General features: G+C 39.4%; 15 protein-coding genes and 1 pseudogene. 10 read left to right on the top strand and 6 right to left on the bottom strand.

Features of this window, described 5'->3' with window-relative positions:
- The first annotated feature begins 211 nt into the window (after positions 1 to 211).
- The 7 genes and pseudogenes from CWC04_RS03765 (at position 212) to CWC04_RS03735 (ending at position 9,406) form a co-directional block, all read left to right on the top strand.
- A pseudogene (locus CWC04_RS03765) lies at positions 212 to 1,186 on the top strand (transposase).
- 334 nt (positions 1,187 to 1,520) lie between these two features.
- Positions 1,521 to 2,480: a phosphotransferase gene (locus tag CWC04_RS03760; protein ID WP_138684644.1), complete on the top strand. Its 960-nt coding sequence runs from the start codon at positions 1,521 to 1,523 to the stop codon at positions 2,478 to 2,480.
- Between the two features lie 144 nt (positions 2,481 to 2,624).
- A complete protein-coding gene (gene upp / locus CWC04_RS03755) occupies positions 2,625 to 3,257 on the top strand; it encodes a uracil phosphoribosyltransferase (protein WP_004586497.1) in 633 nt (210 codons plus the stop codon).
- A 9-nt stretch (positions 3,258 to 3,266) separates the two neighbouring features.
- Entirely contained in the window at positions 3,267 to 4,505 is a 1,239-nt protein-coding gene (locus CWC04_RS03750) for a uracil-xanthine permease family protein (RefSeq protein WP_138684643.1), read from the top strand.
- Between the two features lie 136 nt (positions 4,506 to 4,641).
- Positions 4,642 to 6,387, top strand: coding sequence for an HAD-IIB family hydrolase (locus CWC04_RS03745; RefSeq protein ID WP_138684642.1), 1,746 nt, complete (start codon positions 4,642 to 4,644; stop codon positions 6,385 to 6,387).
- Positions 6,380 to 7,603, top strand: coding sequence for a glycosyltransferase family protein (locus CWC04_RS03740; protein WP_029771978.1), 1,224 nt, complete (start codon positions 6,380 to 6,382; stop codon positions 7,601 to 7,603). The genes CWC04_RS03745 and CWC04_RS03740 overlap by 8 nt, the downstream gene beginning before the upstream one ends.
- Before the next feature lie 24 nt (positions 7,604 to 7,627).
- Entirely contained in the window at positions 7,628 to 9,406 is a 1,779-nt protein-coding gene (locus tag CWC04_RS03735; protein ID WP_004586493.1) for a sugar phosphorylase, read from the top strand.
- Between the two features lie 105 nt (positions 9,407 to 9,511).
- On the opposite strand, the gene CWC04_RS03730 is transcribed toward CWC04_RS03735, so the two are convergent.
- Positions 9,512 to 12,358 carry a TonB-dependent receptor domain-containing protein gene (locus CWC04_RS03730; protein ID WP_138684641.1) on the bottom strand — a complete coding sequence of 949 codons (2,847 nt, stop codon included), beginning with the start codon at positions 12,356 to 12,358 and terminating at the stop codon, positions 9,512 to 9,514.
- A gap of 563 nt (positions 12,359 to 12,921) precedes the next feature.
- Entirely contained in the window at positions 12,922 to 15,774 is a 2,853-nt protein-coding gene (locus tag CWC04_RS03725; RefSeq protein WP_138684640.1) for a TonB-dependent receptor domain-containing protein, read from the bottom strand.
- A 526-nt stretch (positions 15,775 to 16,300) separates the two neighbouring features.
- Here CWC04_RS03725 and CWC04_RS03720 point away from each other — a divergent pair.
- Both CWC04_RS03720 and CWC04_RS03715 read left to right on the top strand, forming a co-directional pair.
- Positions 16,301 to 16,690: a cytochrome b562 gene (locus CWC04_RS03720; protein ID WP_029771982.1), complete on the top strand. Its 390-nt coding sequence runs from the start codon at positions 16,301 to 16,303 to the stop codon at positions 16,688 to 16,690.
- Positions 16,691 to 16,889: 199 nt separating this feature from the next.
- On the top strand, positions 16,890 to 17,276 hold the full coding sequence (locus CWC04_RS03715) for an OsmC family protein (protein WP_004586490.1): 387 nt from the start codon (positions 16,890 to 16,892) through the stop codon (positions 17,274 to 17,276).
- A 51-nt stretch (positions 17,277 to 17,327) separates the two neighbouring features.
- On the opposite strand, the gene ykgO is transcribed toward CWC04_RS03715, so the two are convergent.
- Both ykgO and CWC04_RS03705 read right to left on the bottom strand, forming a co-directional pair.
- On the bottom strand, positions 17,328 to 17,462 hold the full coding sequence (gene ykgO / locus CWC04_RS03710; protein WP_004586489.1) for a type B 50S ribosomal protein L36: 135 nt from the start codon (positions 17,460 to 17,462) through the stop codon (positions 17,328 to 17,330).
- Positions 17,462 to 17,725, bottom strand: a complete 264-nt coding sequence (locus tag CWC04_RS03705; protein WP_004586488.1) for a type B 50S ribosomal protein L31 — start codon at positions 17,723 to 17,725, stop codon at positions 17,462 to 17,464. The genes ykgO and CWC04_RS03705 overlap by 1 nt, the downstream gene beginning before the upstream one ends.
- A 226-nt stretch (positions 17,726 to 17,951) precedes the next feature.
- Between CWC04_RS03705 and CWC04_RS03700 the strand changes: the two genes are divergently transcribed.
- Positions 17,952 to 18,218 (top strand): hypothetical protein, encoded by a 267-nt coding sequence (locus CWC04_RS03700; protein ID WP_004586487.1) that lies wholly within the window; start codon positions 17,952 to 17,954, stop codon positions 18,216 to 18,218.
- A gap of 188 nt (positions 18,219 to 18,406) precedes the next feature.
- Here CWC04_RS03700 and CWC04_RS03695 read toward each other — a convergent pair whose 3' ends face one another.
- Together CWC04_RS03695 and CWC04_RS03690 are read right to left on the bottom strand one after the other, a co-directional pair.
- The gene (locus CWC04_RS03695) at positions 18,407 to 19,450 is read right to left on the bottom strand and encodes a metal-dependent hydrolase (RefSeq protein ID WP_138684639.1); all 1,044 of its coding nucleotides are present in this window, start codon (positions 19,448 to 19,450) and stop codon (positions 18,407 to 18,409) included.
- 249 nt (positions 19,451 to 19,699) lie between these two features.
- Positions 19,700 to 20,587: a LysR family transcriptional regulator gene (locus tag CWC04_RS03690; RefSeq protein ID WP_138684638.1), complete on the bottom strand. Its 888-nt coding sequence runs from the start codon at positions 20,585 to 20,587 to the stop codon at positions 19,700 to 19,702.
- Positions 20,588 to 20,610: the final 23 nt, after the last annotated feature.

Here is a 20,610-nt window from a genome sequence, read left to right as displayed (position 1 = left end):
CTCGCTTATTTTAGCCAACAATTATTTGCCTCTTCGCAAGGCGTTAGCATGACTCTCACTGTCAAGTTAAGCACACTGATCCTTGCCTAACTTTTTAAGCTATTATTACTTCATCTCGAATTAGGAATAATCTTGACACCCATCTTAATTTTGCACTTTACGCAATTAAAGGCTAGCTTTCATTTAGTGCAAAAAATAAGCAGAGTGTCATATGGCAATTGCAAGAAAGCGACAAGTAAGTTTGGTTGATACAAAATACTATCACTGTATTTCACGGTGTGTTCGTCGTGCATTTTTATGTGGCGAAGACCGTTTCACTGGTCAATCTTACGAGCATCAACGAGGACGGGTTGAAGATAAGCTGGGTGAATTAGCTAAGGTATTTTGTATTGATGTGTGCGCTTATGCCGTAATGAACAATCACACCCATTTAGTACTGTATGTAGATGATAAAAAAGCAAATAGGCTGAATGATAAAGCGATTGTTATTCGCTGGCATAAACTCTGTAAAGGCACATTGTTAACGCAAAAATACATACAAGGCGAGAAGCTAAGTAAAGTTGAACTCATCTTTTTCAATCAAACGGTAAAACAATACCGAGAACGTTTAGCAAGTATCAGCTGGTTTATGCGCCTATTAAATGAAAATATAGCGCGTAGAGCAAATATATAAGATAACTGCACAGGAAGGTTTTGGGAGGGTAGATTCAAATCGCAAGCTTTACTTGATGAAGCCGCAATTACAGCGTGTATGGCCTATGTAGATTTAAACCCCATTAGAGCTAAAATGGCTAACACGCCAGAAGAGTCAGACCATACCAGCGCTCAAATACGCTTAATATGCGCAAAAGAAGGCAAGCAGCCAAAGCAACTACTTCGCTTTGCAGGCATGCCACGTCAAGTAATGCCTAAAGGGCTGCCGTTTGAGCTTAAATCGTACCTTGAACTCGTTGAGCTAACAGGGCGAGTAATGCGAGAGGATAAGCACGGGCATATAGATAATATGACCCTTCCTTTGCTAGAAAGGCTTAATATATCATCAGAAAACTGGTTAAAACTCACCACACAATTTACACGCGTATTTCGTGGTGCAGTGGGCAGGCCAGCCTCACAAGACGGGTATTGCGAAAACTTAAACCGAAAGCGGCGAGCGAATATAAGTAACTGCGCAAAGTTATTCGCTTAGAGCCTAATCACTTTTGAGCACTCCAACTACATAATGTAGGGATTTTTGTGGCTGCCATTTGAGCTTTATTTAGCAATACTTCTATTTTAAAACTCAAATTATTTTTGGACAGTTAAAAAACATAAATTCACTAGTTAACTTTAACCTTTTGTAATTCACTTTGTAGAAATTAAGGTGGGTGTCACTTTAAGAAAGGCTTTGAATCTGGCTAATTCGCTTTGTAGAAATTAAGATGGGTGTCAAGCTAAAAAAGTAAGGGGCTATGAATGCTATCGTTTTATTAAAAATACCTTCTAATGTTAAACTATAAAAAACTTAATGACTTAATATAGCTATGGCATTTTATCTTCCTCTTTTACAGTCTCATTTTAAACACATTGAAATGGGCGATACGCTAACCTCGCTTTGGAGCGGGTGTGGCAGTATTGTCGAGTGCAGGCTTGATGCCGAGCCATGTGTTATCAAAGCGATTAAAATACCAAGCCACATAAATCATCCAAAAATTAAGCAAAGCGAATTTGCATTAAAAAGAAAGCAGGAGTCTTATAAAGTTGAATATAATTTTTATAGGTTATACAGCGCGTACTTACCGACAAGCGCTAAAAGTATTACCTGTATTAATGCAATTAATGATAGTGATGATTATGCGTTAGTATTTAAAAACTTTACTCAATATGGTTTTGCTCAAGCAAGCTCTCAGCATATAAAGGCAATACTAAACTGGTTAGCATCTTTTCATGCCTTTAATTTAAATAAGCCAGCAAAGGGCTTATGGCAGCAAGGGAACTATTGGCATTTGAGCACACGGCCAGATGAGTTTAATAAGTTAAAACAAAGCGCTGACATAAAGTCCGATATTAAAAATGCGGCTCATAAAATTGATAAAACACTGCAAGCATCACACTACAAAACCTTGATACATGGCGATGCTAAACTTGCCAATTTTGCTGCAAATGAGCAAAGTGAAATACTCGCTTATGACTTTCAGTATGTAGGGGCTGGGGTAGGGATTTGCGATGTAATGTATTTTATGACCAGCTGCTTAAGCGACGAGCAATTACATACCTGCGCCGATGAGTATTTACGTTACTACTTTAGCCAATTAAAAAATGCGCTTTTAGTGTATCAACCGCAAATAAATGCCGATGACGTGATTGCGAATTGGCATGCATTATGGCCATTAGCTTGGGCCGATTTTTATCGTTTTTTAGCGGGTTGGAGCCCAACTCATTTTAAAATAAATAGCTACATGATGGCGCAAGTAAATTTAACGTTATCAGATAACAATTTATAAACATAAATTAGCGTATTGCTTGCATAAATATCAAGCAAATCAATACATTTTGGCACGATCTATGAAAACTTATTTAAAATTGCAGGTCAAATGACCTTTTTTAATATAAAATACCGCCAATTCTAGTATCAGTAGGTTTTTATCATGTCAATTCACGTAATTTCACACCCTCTAGTTCAACACAAATTAGGCTTAATGCGCGCTCACGGTATAAGTACTAAAAGCTTTCGTGAATTATGCTCTGAGGTAGGTACCTTATTAACCTACGAAGCAACTAAAAACCTACAGTTAGAAGATAACGAAATTACTGGCTGGGACGGCAACAAATTAAAAGTAGAGCACATTAAAGGCAAAAAAATTACTGTTGTGCCTATTTTACGTGCAGGCCTTGGCATGATGGATGGCGTAATGTCATTACTCCCAGCGGCTAAGGTAAGTGTAGTGGGCCTTGAGCGTAACGAAGAAACGCTTGAGCCAGTGCCTTACTTTGAAAAGTTAGTAGGCAATATTGATGAGCGTTTAAGCTTAGTTATAGACCCAATGCTTGCAACTGGCGGCTCTATGATTGCTACAATCGATATGCTTAAAAAAGCAGGCTGTAAAGACATTAAAGTAATTGTACTGGTTGCTGCACCTGAGGGCGTTGAAAAAACATTAGCCGCTCACCCTGATATTGAGATTTTTACTGCCTCAGTTGATAGCCATTTAAATGAAAAGGGTTACATTATCCCAGGGCTTGGCGATGCAGGTGACAAAATTTTCGGTACGGTTTACTAAGGTTTAACAGTGCAAAATAATTCTACATTTTCTATAAAAACCATTTTAACCGGCGCCCAAATGTTGTTTGTAGCATTTGGTGCGTTAGTGTTAGTGCCTTTATTAACGGGGCTTGACCCAAGTGTCGCTTTGTTTACAGCGGGTATAGGTACTTTATTATTTCAGGTAGTGACGAAAGGCAAGGTGCCTATATTTTTAGCGTCATCATTTGCGTTTATTGCACCTATTATTGCCTCAGTACAAATGTGGGGCGTACCAGCCACCATGGGTGGTTTAATGGCCGCTGGCTGTGCTTATATGCTGTTAGCGCTATTGGTTAAATTTAAAGGGGTGGCAACACTTCATAAAATTTTGCCGCCTGTGGTCGTCGGCCCCGTTATTATGGTGATTGGTTTAGCCCTTGCACCGGTAGCGGTAAATATGGCAATGGGTAAAAGTGGCGACGGCAGTATTGAACTTATTGCTTACGATAAAGCCATTATTATTTCGCTTTTTTCTCTTGTTGTAACACTTATTTTTGCTGTGTGGGGCAAAGGTGTATATAAGCTGATCCCTATATTAGCCGGTGTTATATCGGGTTATGTTTTATCACTGGTAATGGGTGTGGTTGAATTTGGTAGCGTAAATGAAGCCAGCTGGTTGGCTGTACCAAACTTCACATGGCCCGAATTTAAGTGGCAAGCCATTCTCTTTATGGTGCCTGTTGCCATTGCACCTGCTATTGAGCATATTGGCGATATGATGGCTATTAGCCAAGTAACCAATAAAGACTTTTTAAAAAAACCAGGCTTACATCGCACCTTATTTGGTGATGGCTTAGCGACTGCCGCTGCCTCTTTATTTGGTGGGCCGCCAAACACTACTTACTCTGAAGTAACTGGCGCAGTGATGCTGACCAAAAACTTTAACCCTAAAGTAATGATGTGGACTGCCGTAATTGCTGTGGTACTGGCCTTTGTGGCAAAAATGGGCGCTGGTTTACAAACTATTCCTGTACCTGTGATGGGCGGCATAATGATTTTATTGTTTGGCTCAATTGCAGTAGTGGGTTTAAATACGTTGGTTAAATCTGGTGATGACTTAACTGCACCCCGTAATTTAAGTATTGTGGCACTTATATTAGTATGCGGTATTGGCGGAATGCACATTGGAGGTAGTCAATTTAGTTTAGAAGGGGTTAGCTTGTGCGCCATTTTAGGTATTGTACTTAACCTGGTATTGCCAAAAGCCGAACCAGAAACTGATTAATTTTGCACTGTATGTAAAATTTACGCACCAAAATAGCGCATACTAATTGCGCTATTTTTGTAAGTTACTAATAATTAAATAAAAATAATAGTGGTCTAGTACCTGCATTTGTTACTTCATAATATAAGGAGTTACTATGTCAGAGGCCAGTATTGTGGATATAACCCCATTTTTAGCAAAGCACCAATTGCCTTTAAAGTATCAGTACCTTAGTGAGCAATTTTTTATCCCGCTTGCACACGATATTCTAGAATCAAAAAAAAATAACACCCCTATTTTTGTCGCCATAAATGGATGCCAAGGTTCAGGAAAAACCACCCTCGCAGATTTTTTAGTTACTTGGTTTAGTAACAACACGCTGTTTACCAGTGTCGCGCTTTCTATTGATGATTTTTACTTATCTAAAGCGCACCGCCAAGGACTTGCCAAAGACGTACACCCATTATTTGCCACCCGCGGTGTGCCTGGCACCCACGATGTAGGGCTAATGAATACCACCATAAGCCGGTTACTTGCAAAAGAGGTTGGCGTGCCGTTGCCTAAATTTGACAAGCATCACGACGATTGCAGCCCCGTGCAAACATGGCAATGTAACAATAAACCCATTGATATTATTATTTTAGAAGGCTGGTGCGTAGGCAGTGAGCCACAACCGTTATTTTCTTTAAGTGAGCCTATAAACGAGTTAGAAACACAGCATGATAAAGAAGGCGTGTGGCGTCGTTGTGTAAACAGTTGCCTAGCAAATGAATACAAAAGTGTGTTTAGTAAAATAGATTACACGGTGATGCTCAAAGCGCCGAGCTTTGAAGATGTATTTAAGTGGCGACAAGAGCAAGAGCAAAAGCTTATTGCCGCTAAGGGCGAGGGCGATGGCACCATGAGTGATGAGCAACTGGTGCACTTTATTTCTCATTTTGAGCGTATTACTCGCGAAAACTTAAACACCCTAAGCGCTAAAGCTAACGCCCTTATAGAGCTTGATAGTAATCGCGATATTAGTGCTATGCACTTAACCAGCGACGATACGCTGCAACCTATTATATTTACCGACTTAGATGGCACGTTACTCGATCACGCCGATTACAACACTAAAAATATCAGTAGCTTGCTGCAAGACTTACAAGCAGCCCACATTCCTGTGGTGTTTAATACGAGTAAAACATTTTGCGAAGTGGTTGAACTTAAAAACGAGCTTAATATTCAACAGCCTTTTATTGTTGAAAATGGCGCGGCTGCTTATTTACCCGTAGATTATTTTGAGCTTAAACCCATTGGCTGCACGCAAGTAGGGGCGTATTGGTGTTATGCATTTGCATCACCCTTATCTAATTTACTTAGTGATTTAGACTCCTTAAGCAGCGAATATAAATCGCATTACAAGTTATTTAGTGATTTGTCGAGCGAGCAAATATCATCCCTCACCGGGCTTGATGAAGCGCATGCAAGGCGCGCTCAAACACGCGATTTTTCAGACCCACTTTATTGGCACGGAAGCGATGAATTACTTAATGCGTTTGTAAACGATGTTAAAGCACTCGGCTACGAAATAAAAATAGGCGGGCGGTTTATACATATTGCTAAAAACACCGATAAAAGCGCTGCACAGCAGTGGTTAGTTAAACAAATTTCACAACATTTTAGAAAGCCTCTCACGGTAATTGCACTAGGTGATAGTGACAACGATAAGCAGATGCTAGAGCAAGCTGATATCGCCATTATCATACATAACCCAAGCAGTAAAAAGCCGGTTAAGTTAACACATAACAAGGCGCGTTATTCGCAATCGCCCGCTCCACTGGGTTGGATTGAAGAAATAACCACATTGCCTTGTATTAGCAGCATTTTAAATACTATTGAGGAGCGAAAATCACATGGCTGATTTTTATCAAAATGGCATCATCACAACCTTACATAATATAGCCGACAGACCGGTAGAAGCGCTTGAAGAAGAGCTAATTAGTTTTAGTAAGCAACGGCCAATGGGGTTAATACTCCCTTCGTTGTTTAGTGAGCTTGAAGGCCCAGCGCTGCAAAACATTGTAAAAGAACTCAGAGAGGTTCCTTATTTATCGCAAATTACCATAGGTTTAGACAGGGCAGACGAGTCACAATACCGCCATGCTTTAGGCTTTTTTAAAGAGCTTAACCAAAACCACAAAGTGCTTTGGAACGATGGCCCACGCTTGCAAGCGCTTGATAAAGAATTACAAGAGCTAGGCGTTGCACCGCGTGAACTTGGTAAAGGCAGAAACGTGTGGTATTGCATGGGTTATAAATTGGCCACCTCAGAGGTAGAGTCGATAGCCCTACACGATTGCGATATTTTAACTTACGACAGAGGTTTGTTAGCGCGCTTAATTTACCCTGTAGCGCACCCGCGTTTTAATTATGAATTCTGTAAAGGCTTTTACCCACGTACTGCAAACGGCAAAATTAATGGTCGAGTATCGCGCTTATTAGTAACGCCGTTATTACGCTCGTTCAAAACTATTTTAGGCAATACCGACTACCTTGAGTACATGGATACCTTTAGATACCCGTTAGCAGGGGAGTTTTCGTTTAGACGTGATGTATTAAATGATATTCGTATCCCGAGTGATTGGGGCCTTGAAATTGGCGTACTAAGTGAAATGTACCGTAATTATTCGCACAATCGCTTATGCCAAGTGGATATTGCTGATAATTACGATCATAAGCACCAGGAACTTTCTCTTGATGACCAAAACGCCGGTTTATCTAAAATGTCGATAGACATAACCAAGGCACTATTTAGAAAATTAGCCACTCAAGGGGTTACTTTTACCAGCGAAACAATTCGTTCTTTAAAAGCAACTTACTACCGTATTGGTTTAGACTTTATAGAAACGTATCATAACGATGCACTGATGAATGGTTTAACCTTAGATGTGCACCAAGAGGAAAAGGCCGTAGAAATGTTTGCCAAAAATGTTATGGAAGCAGGTCAGCACTTTTTAGATAACCCAATGGAAGCGCCATTTGTGCCAAGTTGGAACCGTGTTGTATCGGCCATGCCAGATGTTTTTGAGCGCTTAAGAGAAGCGGTTGATCTTGATAATAAAGAATTTAGTGAATAAATAAAACAATAATAAGGGGCGCGTGTGAATACAGTAAGCGAATTATTTTTACAGCGGGTAGAGCAACATCTACATATTATTTATAAAGATGTTGAACTGCCCTTAAGTATTACAGAGCTGGCTGAGCAGCTTATAACTATAATTTTAGGCGACAGCCCGCTGCGCGACCCTACACCCCATACTAACCGTTGGGACGAGCAAGATATTATATTAATAGCCTATGGCGACTCTATTATTAAGCACGATGAGGGAGACCAAGCTGTTGCAAAACCGGTAGAAGCACCGCTTAAAACCTTGCACCGGTTTATAAAAGAGCAGTGCGATATGCAGCTTAATGCTTTGCATATATTGCCATTTTACCCGTATAGCTCTGATGAAGGCTTTGCGGTAATGAACTACGTGCAAGTAAATGAATCGCTAGGGGATTGGCAAGATATAAAAAATATTGCCAAAGATGTAAAGCTAATGGCGGATTTAGTGATTAATCACTGCTCTAGCCGAAGTGTATGGTTTGAAAACTTTTTAAACGATTTAGACCCCGGCAAAGATTACTTTAAAACGGCAAGTTTAACCGATGATTTATCTAATGTAGTACGCCCGCGTACGTCACCGCTATTAAATACGGTAACCACACCAAGCGGCGAAAAACATGTATGGTGTACATTTAGCCACGACCAAGTTGATTTTGATTTTGGTAACCCGGAAGTGTTAAAAGAGTTTATTAGTATTATTCGTCATTATTTAGATAATGGTGTGCGCTTGTTTAGGCTAGATGCGGTTGCATTTTTATGGAAACAGCTCAATACAAATTGCATTAATTTACCGCAAACGCATGAAGCAGTTAGGCTTATTCGCACCCTTATAGAGCATACTGAGCCAAGCGTTGTCATAATTACCGAAACAAACATACCAAACCAAGAAAATCTCTCTTACTTTGGTAACGCTAACGAAGCCCACAGTATTTATAACTTTGCCTTACCGCCTTTATTACTGCATACATTACTCAGTGGAGATAGCACAGCCATAAAGCATTGGATGATGAGTATGCCGCCTGCGCAAAACGGCACCACATACTTTAACTTTATTGCCTCGCACGATGGCATTGGACTTAGGCCAATAGAAGGCTTGTTACAACCAAGCGAAGTAGCGTCATTGGTGAGTACGTCTATGCAATTTGGTGGGCGTGTATCAATGCGCACCAGTAACGATGGTACGCACACACCGTATGAGCTAAATATTGCACTTTTTGATGCATTACAAGGCACGCACAATGGGCAAGATAAGTTTGGTCTTGAGCGGTTTATGTGTGCACACGCCATTATGTTTGCGCTTGAAGGGATCCCTGGGCTTTATATTCATAGTTTGCTTGGTACAACGAACGATTACGAACGCTTTGAAAACTCACAGCATAACCGTGCAATTAACCGTCATCGTTGGCAAGAGTCAAAGTTATTATCGGCTTTAGGTGATAAATATAGCCATCATCACAAAGTGTTTAATGGTATTAAGCATTTATTAGGTATTCGAAAAAAACAAAGCGCATTTCATCCTAATGCCACGCAATTTACGCTGCACTTAGCGGGGGGGTTATTTGGTTTTTGGCGGCAAAGTATAGACAGGCGTCAAAGTATATTTTGCGTTTATAACATAAGTGATAAACCACAAGTACTTACCCTTGCAGATTTAAACTTAATTAACACCCAGCAGTGGTTTGATTTAGTGGCTAATGAAACAATTACCGAGGATCAACTCACTATAGAGCTAGAGCCTTATCAAAGTGTATGGTTAAGTAATATTAAATAAAGTGCAGTAATACCAATTTGCAAAATAGCTCACCTAATTAAGCGCATTGGTATAAAAAGGCTCGCAGTGCGAGCCTTTAACTTAATTAATAAACGTTGTTACTAATTATAAGCTGTAGCTTAAGTTAATGTAGCCAAAGCGGCCAATGTTATCGTAACTTGCGCTGTTTTCGCCTGTCCCGCGTGTACCATACGGAAGTTTACGATTAAATAGGTTATCAACACCTACTTTAACGCCTAAGCCGCTATCGAAGTTATAACCCACAGTCATATCAGTAATAAAGTATTTACCGTAAGACATTTGGTTACTTGGGTTCGAGTTACTCGCAAGCTCTACATTTGTGTATAAATCAACTTCGCTGATAAAGCGTGTTTCAACCGTTGAATAAAAGTTATCCATTGCATAGCTAACCGATAGGTTAGTTTGCCATTTCGCTTCGCCGGTTGTACCTGCGTACTCAATATATGAACTAGGATCATCCTGGAACGGGTAATCTTTACGTTCAATAAGGTAAGTACCAATTAAACGTGTTTTAAAGCTACCTTCTAGCGCATCAAAGTCATAGCCTAGTTCAAAATCAACACCCGACGCCTTTTGACCAGCTACGTTAAGCACTGAGTTTTGAATCAGCGAAATTTCACCACTGGCATTACGTGTAATTAAATTACAGTACTGATTGTCTATACCTGTTGTGCTATCAACACAGCGGTCAAGAATTTCTTGCGCGTCGATTGTGTCAATTGCATTTTCTAGATCAATTTCCCAGTAATCTATAGTAAGCACAGCGTTTTCTAAAAACTCTGGTTGATAAACAATACCTACCGTTGTACTTGTAGACTCTTCACCTTTTACATCACGGTTACCGCTTGTCAAGCCATCTAAAGAGGCTGAGTCGTAACCTGAGTTAAAGTCACTTGCAACACCTAATGCAGCACAGTTTGCGGTGCGTGTTGCTGCATTTGATAAATTAGCTATGTTTTCAGCGCGGCACGGGTCTTCTACATTGTAGAAAGTTTGGCTTGCTGCACCAAATACTTCACTTATGTTAGGCGCACGAAGTGCTGCAGATTGCGTTACACGCACACGTAGTTCATCGTTAACAGTCCAATCAAGGCCTAGTTTCCAGCTAGTTGCTTCGCCAATTGTGCTGTAATCAGCATGACGTACAGCGGTATCAAATACTAAATCTTGAATAAGCGGTAAGTCAGTTAAAATAGGCATAGTTGCTTCAAAAAATACTTCACGCACATTAAACGAGCCTTTATCTTCGCCTAAAGCGTTAAAAAATGTACCTTCTGCGTTATCTGGCTCTTTTGTTTCGCTTTCTTCTTTACGGTATTCAGCACCAAATGCAACACCTACGTAACCTGCTGGTAATTCAAAAATAGCGCCATTGGCAAGTGAACCAGAAACCACGGTTTGCTTAATAGTTGACGTACCTACAGAGACCGTATTTATGTAATCAATCGCTTGTTGAGATGGTGCGCCAAAACCCATAATGTTAACCGGTACACAGCCATCAGCTTGTGCTGCAGCGCTGCGACATACGATGTTGCCATCTGCATCTTCAACGGCATCAAGGGCATTAAAGTAGTTGGCTAAAATCATATTTGCGCCATTTTCGCGCTCTAAGTCAGTTTGACCATACACAACTGATGTATCTAATTCCCAATCTTCAAACACAGTCCCTTTTAAGCCTGTAACAAATCGGGTTGTTTCACGGGTATTATTTTCAACGCGGCGGCCAAGGTCACTCATCATGCGGTTTATCATGATTGAATCAACGCCTTCCTCTTCCATTCGCGCTTTGATATCTGGGTCTAGGTAAGGGTTATCAATTTTAATGCTGTTGTCGCTGTCAAAAAAGAAAAACGCAGGTTGACCTATGCTTTCGCCTTGGCTGTTTACGTATTTTGCATCAAAGTAGACGTTTAAATCGTCGGTAACATCGTAGTTAACTTTAAAGTTTACGTTGTAACGCTCAAACTCAGGTTGTATTTCTTCAAATTGGCCTAGGTTAAAAAAGTCACATTCTGCACATGAATATGGATCTGCATTATTGCCTATGTATAAGTCACGAGCACTGCTATCCGGGTTAAAGCTATTAATAAATTTACTTGGATCTTCAAGTGCATAAACACCTGCATCATTGATGGCGAAATAACCCGCATTAGGTGTTAAAATATCATCAGGAAAGTCAGCACTATTTTTGTTCTCATCCGTTTGGGCTTGGTTAGGTAAGCTGCTAAAAGATGTGCTAGTCCAAGGGTGGTCAAGTGCATTTAATGAATCTTGGCCTGAGTACTCAATAGCAAAAGCGGCATTACCACGGTCGTTATCAAAATTAGAGCCGTACGAGAACGTTGCTTTTTCGTTGTTGTAGCTGTTTAAATCGGCAAAACCACGGGTAACGCTAAAATCCATACCTTCAATGTTGTCTTTTAATATAAAGTTGACAACACCTGTAACCGCATCAGCACCGTATACAGCTGATGCACCACCAGTAATGATTTCTACTCGCTCAACCCAGACGCTCGGAATAGTATTTGTATCTACAGCTTGAGAGCCCGCTGAACTAGATACGTGGCGCTTACCGTTTACAAGTACTAAGGTACGGTCGGTACCCATGTTACGTAAATCAAGAATGTTTAAACCAGCAGTACCAATAAAGCGGCCTGAGTTAGCCATTGAATATGTATTGCCAAGTGCTGGTAAGTTGTTTAGCGCTTCACCAATGTTTACAGCGCCAGTATTAATTAGCTGCTCGCCGCTTATAACTGTTACTGGAGCCGGTGCAATAGCGCCTTCACGTAAAATACGCGAACCCGTTACTTCAACGCGTTCAATTTTTGTCGCTTGCTCATCTTGTGCAAGTACAGAATTACTCGCTGTTGCAGCAGCAGTAATTAATGCACATTTAATGCTAGTAGAAAGTAAATTATGACGTTTCATGTGTTTCCCAAAGGAGATTTTATAATAATTAAATACATTAACTTTTTAGCTAAATACACAGTGCATTTAGCCTAAGCCCTATAACTTTTGTTATATGGCCGGCGATTATTGCATGCTGAAACAATGAATAGAAGCGTCGTAATTTTTGCTTTTTCAGTAAGTTAACTCTTTATTAAATTGTCTAAAGTTGCCGCTTGTTAGTATTAACGCAACAATAAATCACTCGGGTTTTGTTAATACTAATGAGGGTTAAAAGGGCGTAGTGTTACATTTTTTGTTATTTTACAGGTGTGTTTACGTTTGGTTGATTTATTGGTTTGTTTTTTAATCTTTTAATGGCTTTGCAGTTGGCGTGGGGCTTAACTATGCTTTGCTCGTAAATTGAACGCATGAGTTAAAAATGAGCTCCAATGTGTTTTTAATGTAATTACTTTGTGTCGGTTGACCCCGAAAAAGTAACATGATGAAGCAGTTATATGTTTCTAAAAACAATAAATTGAGTAAATTTCATCTAAAAAAATAAAAAAGGCCCAATTAAGGGCCTTTCTAGGGAGGGTTAAAAACTAAAAATCGTATGATAAGTTTACATAGCCAAAACGGCCAATATTATCGTAACTTGCACTACCACTACCTGTACCACGTGTACCGTATGGAAGCTCTCTGTTAAATACGTTATCTACGCCTAATTTAACACCCATGCCATTATCAAAGTTATAACCTACTGTTATATCTGAAATAATATAAGTGCCATAGTTCATTAAGCTACTAGGGTTAGGGTTGTCTTCAAGTTCTTGTTCTGTGTATAAGCTCACTTGTTCAATATAGCGAGTGCTTAAAGAGGTGTAGAAACGCTCGTAGCTATACTCTATATTAATGTTAGCTTGCCACTCAGCTTCGCCAGTTGTACCCGCATATTCAATGAACTCTTCTGGTTCATCTTGGAATGGGAACTCTTTACGTTCAATTAAATAAGTACCAATTAAACGGGTTGCAAAGCTACCCTCAAGGGCATCAAAGTCATAAGCAAGTTCAAAATCAATACCAGAAGCTTCTTGGCCTGATACGTTTAGAACTGAGTTTTGAATTAGCGTAATTTCACTGTTTGCATCACGCGTTATTAAATCACAGTATTGATTTTCAATACCTGAAGTGCTGTCGACACAGCGATCCAGAATTTCTTGAGATGCAATTGTAGAAATCGCATCTTCTAGTTCTATTTTCCAGTAATCTACCGTTAATACTGCATTTTCAATGAAATCAGGCTGGTACACTAAACCTATCGTTGTACTTGTTGATTCTTCACCTTTAACATCACGGTTACCACTTTGTAAGCCTTCAAGTGTTTGTGAATCGTAGTCTGATTCAAAGCCAACTGGTACACCAAGCGCAGCACAGTTAGCACGGCGAGTGTCGCTATTTTGTAAATCATTTAAGTTATCGGCTAAACAAGGATCATCTACGTTATAGAAAGTTTGGCTAGGTGCGCCAAAAATTTCACCAATATTAGGCGCTCTTAGTGCTTCTGACTGTGTAAATCGCAAGCGTACTTGGTCATTAACAGTCCAATCTAAGCCAAGCTTCCAGCTTGTTGCATCACCAATGGTGCTGTAATCAGCGTAACGCACAGCTGCATCCAGTACTAAATCTTGAACAAAAGGAAGGTCAGAGACTAAAGGAATAGTGGCCTCAGCAAAAATTTCATTTACATCAAATTCGCCCTTATCCTCACCTAAAGCATTGAAGAAAGTCCCCTCAGCGTTGTCAGGTTCAATTGTTTCACTTTCTTCTTTACGGTATTCAACACCAAATGCCATACCAACATAACCTGCCGGTACTTCAAAAAGTGCACCATTTGCCAGTGAAGCTGAAACCACTGTTTGTGTGATTTCAGAAGTACCGGTTGATACGGTATTAATATAATCAATGGCTTCTTGGCTAGGTGCGCCAAAACCCATAATGTTTACAGGCACACAGCCGTCAGCACGTGCAGCTTCACTACGACATACAATGTTGCCTTCGTCATCTTCAATTGCATCAAGCGCGAAAGAATAGTTATCTAAAATCATATTAGCGCCATTTACACGCTCAAGCTCGGTTTTACCACGAACCACTGAAGCATCTAGATCCCAATCTTCTAAAACTGTTCCTTTTAAACCCGCTACAAAGCGCGTGGTTTCACGGGTGTTATTTTCGATACGACGACCTAAATCTGTCATCATACGTAAAACATTAATCGAGTCGACGCCTTCACCATCATTAGCCTCTTCCATTAATGTTCTGACGCTGTCATCTAAGTATGGGTTATCTATACTGATTGTATTTCTAGGATCGCCGAAGAAGAATGCTGGTTGACCAATGCTTTCACCTTCACTGTTGACGTATTTTGCTTCAAAATAAGCATTTAAGTCTTCTGTTACGTCATAGTTGACTTTGAAATTAACATTGTATCTTTCAAATTCAGGTTGTATTTCATCAAATTGTGCAAGGTTAAACGAGTCACAATCGGCACACAGTAGTCCATCAACATTGTCGCCAATATAAATATCACGCTGTGTTCCATCTGGATTAAACGTATTTACATAGCCGTTACCTACGCTAAATACGCCTGCGTTATTAATTGCATAGTAGCCTGCATTTGGTGTGTAAATTTTATCAGGAAAGTTTGGGTCATCTTTATTAGCATCAGTTTGTGCTTGGTTGCGTAAACTTGAGTAAGAGCCGTCTGTCCACGGGTGATCAAGTGCGTTTAATGAGTCTTGACCAGAGTATTCAACTGCAAATGCTGCGTTACCGCGGCCATTATCAAAGTTTTTACCATATGAAAAAGTGGCTTTTTCGTTGTTATAATCACTTAGATCAGAAACCCCTTTAGTCACACTTACGTTTAAGCCTTCAATGTTGTCTTTTAAGATAAAGTTAACTACGCCCGTTACGGCATCCGCACCATAAACGGCCGATGCACCACCGGTAACTATTTCAACGCGCTCAACCCATACACTTGGAATAGTATTCGTATCGACTGATTGAGAGCCCGCAGAACTTGAAACATGGCGCTTACCATTAACAAGTACTAAGGTACGGTCTGTGCCCATATTACGTAAATCAAGAATATTTAAACCGGCAGTACCAATGAACCTGCCTGAGTTTGCAAGTGAGTATGTATTACCTAACGCTGGTAATTTGTTTAAGGCTTCACCAATATTAACTGCGCCGGTGTTAATAAGATCTTCGCCAGAGATAACGGTAACAGGGGCAGGGGCTATTGCGCCTACACGGCTGATTTTAGAACCTGTTACTTCTATTCTTTCTAATTTTTTTTCATCCTCTTCTGCCGCTAATGATGAAAATGCTAAACCTGCAGTTGAGAGACAAAGTGCAGCTTTAATACTGTGAGAGACTATATTAAACGTTTTCATTGAAATTCCCTAGATGATTACTTGTGATTTTAGGTACAGCTCTTGTGCAATGTGTATTAACTACTACGAGCTGTTTATTTATTATTTACATTGCACATTAACAATTAACATGGATGTATATGGGAACAACTCATTTTCGCTGAAATCACAATAAAATAAGCCCAAATACAGTGTTAATTAAATGAAAAAAACATGCTTAACCTTTGTTTTAAAATAAGATTATTCTTCTAATTGAAATTGTTGTCACTGTTTTTAAATTGTATTTAATATAGGTAATTCATGTGTTTATATTGAGATTTTTGAGTTTTTATTAGGCGGTGCTAATTTATATTGTCCCTTTTATAGGGTGTTTTTTTAAGGTGTATTATTTGTGTTTACTGTTTAGTTACATTTATAAAGGTAATACTTGTTACTTACTCGTTTATTGTAAAGCCCCTTTACAGTTATCTAGCTTCCTATGCGCCTTGAGTTACTTTATTACGTAAACTTGATACACTTATACTGTTTTTTATAAATAGGTTTTACCATGAAGTTTTTAGTTTTAATTTTTACTTTTGTATTTAGTACTGCGGCATTTTCAGAGCAAGAAGTTGATCTCGAAGTTAATATGAAAAATACAGGCCTTGCTTATAAAAATGCGGTGCAAGCAGTAGGTATAGGTGGCTTTAATACCGCCATAGATAAGTTTATTACTTTGGTTGAAACCAGTAAAAAAGCGACCTTTCATAAAGAAGCACAAATGTCGCTACAAGGGCTAGATAAAGTTATTGCGCAAGCAAAGTTGGCAAAAAAATTAGCGAATGAGCGCGGGCTTGATGCAGCAAAGCCAGCCCTTAAAAATATAGATGATTTACGCAAGAAGTATCATGAGTTGCACGAGCCTCCGGGTTTTTTTGACTTATTGTTTGGTAATTAACCTCAGCTTTTTTGTAAATTAATGTCGAGCAGTTATTTCAGCGCTACCTATGCTAACTTTTTCGCAGTAGCGCATTTTTGATGCGCAGATTTGTGATGTTTTAATAAAATGTATAGCTGTAGATTAAAAATTTTGAATGCTCATTTTTCAATATTTAGTAAAGCTCTTATTTAGGGTGCAGATTAATTAAGGAATAGTAATGGAAATTTCGGTGTCATTGTTAGAGGGTCAAAAACAAAGTGCAAAATTTGGCGATCTTGAAGTAATAAGCGATCAAAGTATTAATGCTGGTGGCGGTGCCGAACACCCAGAACCGTTTGACTACTTCTTAGTAAGCATGGTGCTATGTGCTGGGTTTTATGCGCGTAAATTTTGTGAGCAACGCGATATCTCTACACAAGGGATGACGCTTACACAAAATAATGAAAACGTAGATGAAGAAGGTAAAAAATTATTTTCTATCGAAATTAATTTACCAGATGGCTTTCCTCAAAAATATAAAAAAGCACTTATTGCTGCGGTTAATACGTGTACTGTTAAAAAAGTGATTCAGGCCCAACCTGAGTTTTCTGTAGTTGTTAAATAAAAAATACGGGTAAACATGTATCGTTTACCCGTATACTTCACGGAATTAGTGTTACTTTTTCTTCATTCCTTGTACTGCTTTAAAACGTGGATTGTCTTTACATATAACAAAAACACGTCCTTTTCGCTTCACTATTTGACATCCTGGTCGTTGCTTAGCGCTTTTAAGCGAGCTTAATACTTTCATTACTCACCTTTTTTGGCAGTAGATAAGTTTTTAAAGCGACGGTTAAACTGCGCGACACGTCCGTCACTAGCCACTGTTTTTTGCTTACCAGTATAAAATGGGTGCGAGTCGCTAGACACATCAATAGGCACATACGGATACGTTTTCCCTTCAAGCTCAATAGTGCGGTCTGTTTTAATGGTAGAGCCAATAATGAAGTAGCTATCGGCAGCTGTATCGTGAAAAGCAACCACGTTGTAATCTGGATGGATATTAGGTTTCATAATACGCCTCAAGTTGTTATGTGATAATATAACTGTAGATTATCGCGTTTACGACGTTTGTGCAAATGATTTTTACTCTCATTTACATGGGTTTTTGCTGGCTAATTGCGCAAACAATTCAAAAAATAACCACTTAAACCAAAAATACTGGCTATTAGTTTTTAGGCTGTTATAACTATATAAAAAAGTGTTAACAAGAAAATTTTTTACGGTTTAGAGGTAAGCTATGAGCGACGCAGCACAACAAGAACAAATAGACCAAGGGGTGATGGAAACCCTTAGAGAGCGCGATCACACAGTCTTATCTGAGCAAATTAATCCAATAGACTGTACACACAACGACATTATTGAGCTATTAGCACACTATATGGCGTTAAGTGAGCAAGATAACGACGAACTATTTGACGATTGGTTTGATAATCTAAATAAAGAACAGCACACTGTTTTAAAAGTGTTTGAGGTATACCGCGGACAATACGAGCACCAAAATTAATACTTAGGCGCAGGTGAAACGCTCACTTGGCTGCGCCTTATTAATTAACCACCAACCTGAGCTTTGGATAATAAATCTATCTCAAGCTGCTAATTTGTTTTTTTTCACTTAAAATTTTTAGCTAGCGAAAGCAAACTTAAATATTTTAACGCCAGCTCAGATTAATGAATGCAATTATAATCAGAGTGTTAAGGCGTTTTCATACAATTTTTATCTGCATAGGGCGGGGCTAAACTGACATCAGGGTTCCAAATTCTACCCCACACTTTACTTAGGCTACTTAAATTTGAGCGCTGATTTAGTTTTTCAAAGTTGCTTACCTGCACTCCTTTATTGGTTTTTTCACCAACTGCAAAATTAAATACGTAATAACACTCTATGCCCATACGTAAGTCGGATAAAACAATTTTATTTTGCTGCTCTTTCACGCTATAAAAACCTTTAGTAAACCATTGTAAGCGTTGTACGCCCCATTCATTTTTAATATCGTTTAGTAAAGCGGGGCTTGTGTTATAGCGGTTTATTGTAACCTCTTCAGGGGAGTCAAATACCGAGGCATAACTTATGTAATATTGCCCATCAGACATTGCAACAACTCGCCATAGCAAGGTTGTAAGTGGGGCGGGGGTGCTTACATAGTTATTAATGTGTATGTGCTTATGTGCAAACGCCGCGTCTATTTTATTGTTAATTATTACTTTTAAAATAAGAGAACTACATAAATAAAGGCTACTGAGCACAAGCATAGCGGCATTAATTTTATAAATGCGCGGTGTGTGTATTTTAGGTATTAAAGTGCACAGAAAGGCCAACAATAACGCCAGGGTGTACAGGGGGTCAATTATAAATATATTTGAAATAGCAAAAGGGTGCTCGCTAAGCGGCCAGATTAATTGCGTACCATATACTGTAAAGCTATCAAGTAATGCATGGGTCGATAAACATAAAAATACCAGCCAAAACCAGCGCGCCTTATGTCTTTGCATGCCGGAGTGTATTTTTAAAATAAGCCAAACAATAAGGGGGCTAATTAATAAATGCACTATAAACGAATGGCTAAAACCGCGATGATAAGTAAATGCCTCCACTGGCCCGCCATAAGGAATAAAAACATCTAAGTCAGGTAAAGTACCTAAAGCAGCACCCCATAAAGCAGCTTTCCGGCCAATTTTATTACCTAATACCGCGTAACCTACTGCGCTACCCAAAACTACCTGCGTTAACGAGTCCATTTTATTCCTTCTTATTTAGGGTGTTAGTTATGCTGCCCTTGGGCTTAAAACCAATCCACAATTATACTTAATCATATTGCGGGGCTAAACGTGTCGCTACCTGCGTTAAAAAATTTTCATTTACGACTGCATGGATGCAGGAGCAATTGCTGAGAACAACGAAATAGCCAATTTTTTGCTTAGCTATCAACACGTTTTTCCAGCCTCAATATAGATTACTTAATTAAGCGTTTGGTATAAAAACGTCACTTACAATTTCAGCAGTGGTTTTATAAAGTCTAAAAAGGCCATTATACGCGACGATACAGCACTGTTTTTGTAATACACCGCTTGCACAATTTCGCGGTTGTTTGGCGTGCTGATACTCCCTGGCAGAATTTCTATTAGCTTGCCTGATTTTAAATCATCACCAATCATAAAGTGCGAAAGCAGCGCCACCCCTTGGTTTGCCAAGCATAGCTGGCGTACAGTTTCGCCGCTACTGGCGGTTAAGCCAAAATTTAAAGCTGTGGGCGATTTTAGCGGCCAGTTATTAAGTCTAGGCGAGTCGGTAAAACCAATGAGTTTATGCTGGGTTAAGTCGCTGGTGTGCGAAATAGTCGGTGTATTTTTAAGGTAACTAGGGCTTGCAACTAAATGCAATTTACTTACGCCGAGCTTTTTTGCATGTAGGTTAGAGTCTTTTAACTCACCTATACGAATTGCTAAGTCGGTTTTATGTTCGAGCAAATCTATAATGCTGTCGTGGGAGGTTATATCAAGCGTAATGTGGGGGTATTGCGTATTAAATTCAGCAATTAAAGGTACCAATTGGTGCAGTACAAAGGGGCTTGCTGCATCAATACGTAATTTTCCACTAGGGGCTTGTTTTAAAAGCTTTATTGCCTCTTCGCCGGTTTGTAAGGTGTTTAAGCCATCGCGAGCATATTTAATAAAGGTATGGCCCTCTTCGGTTAGCTCTAATCGGCGAGTGGTCCTATTTAGTAATGTACATTGTAACGTGTTTTCAAGGCGAGACACGGCCCGCGATACTTTTGCTACTTGCTGATCAAGCAAATTAGCTGCTGCTGAAAAACTTCCGCTATCTACTACCGTTAAAAACATTTCTAAGTCTTCGGTTTTTGCATGCTGAGCCATACGTGAGCACCTTACTTTTGCAT

Source organism: Pseudoalteromonas sp. S2893, assembly GCF_005887105.1.
Taxonomy (GTDB): Bacteria; Pseudomonadota; Gammaproteobacteria; order Enterobacterales; family Alteromonadaceae; genus Pseudoalteromonas; species Pseudoalteromonas atlantica.
This window is presented reverse-complemented; position numbering and strand designations above follow the sequence as displayed.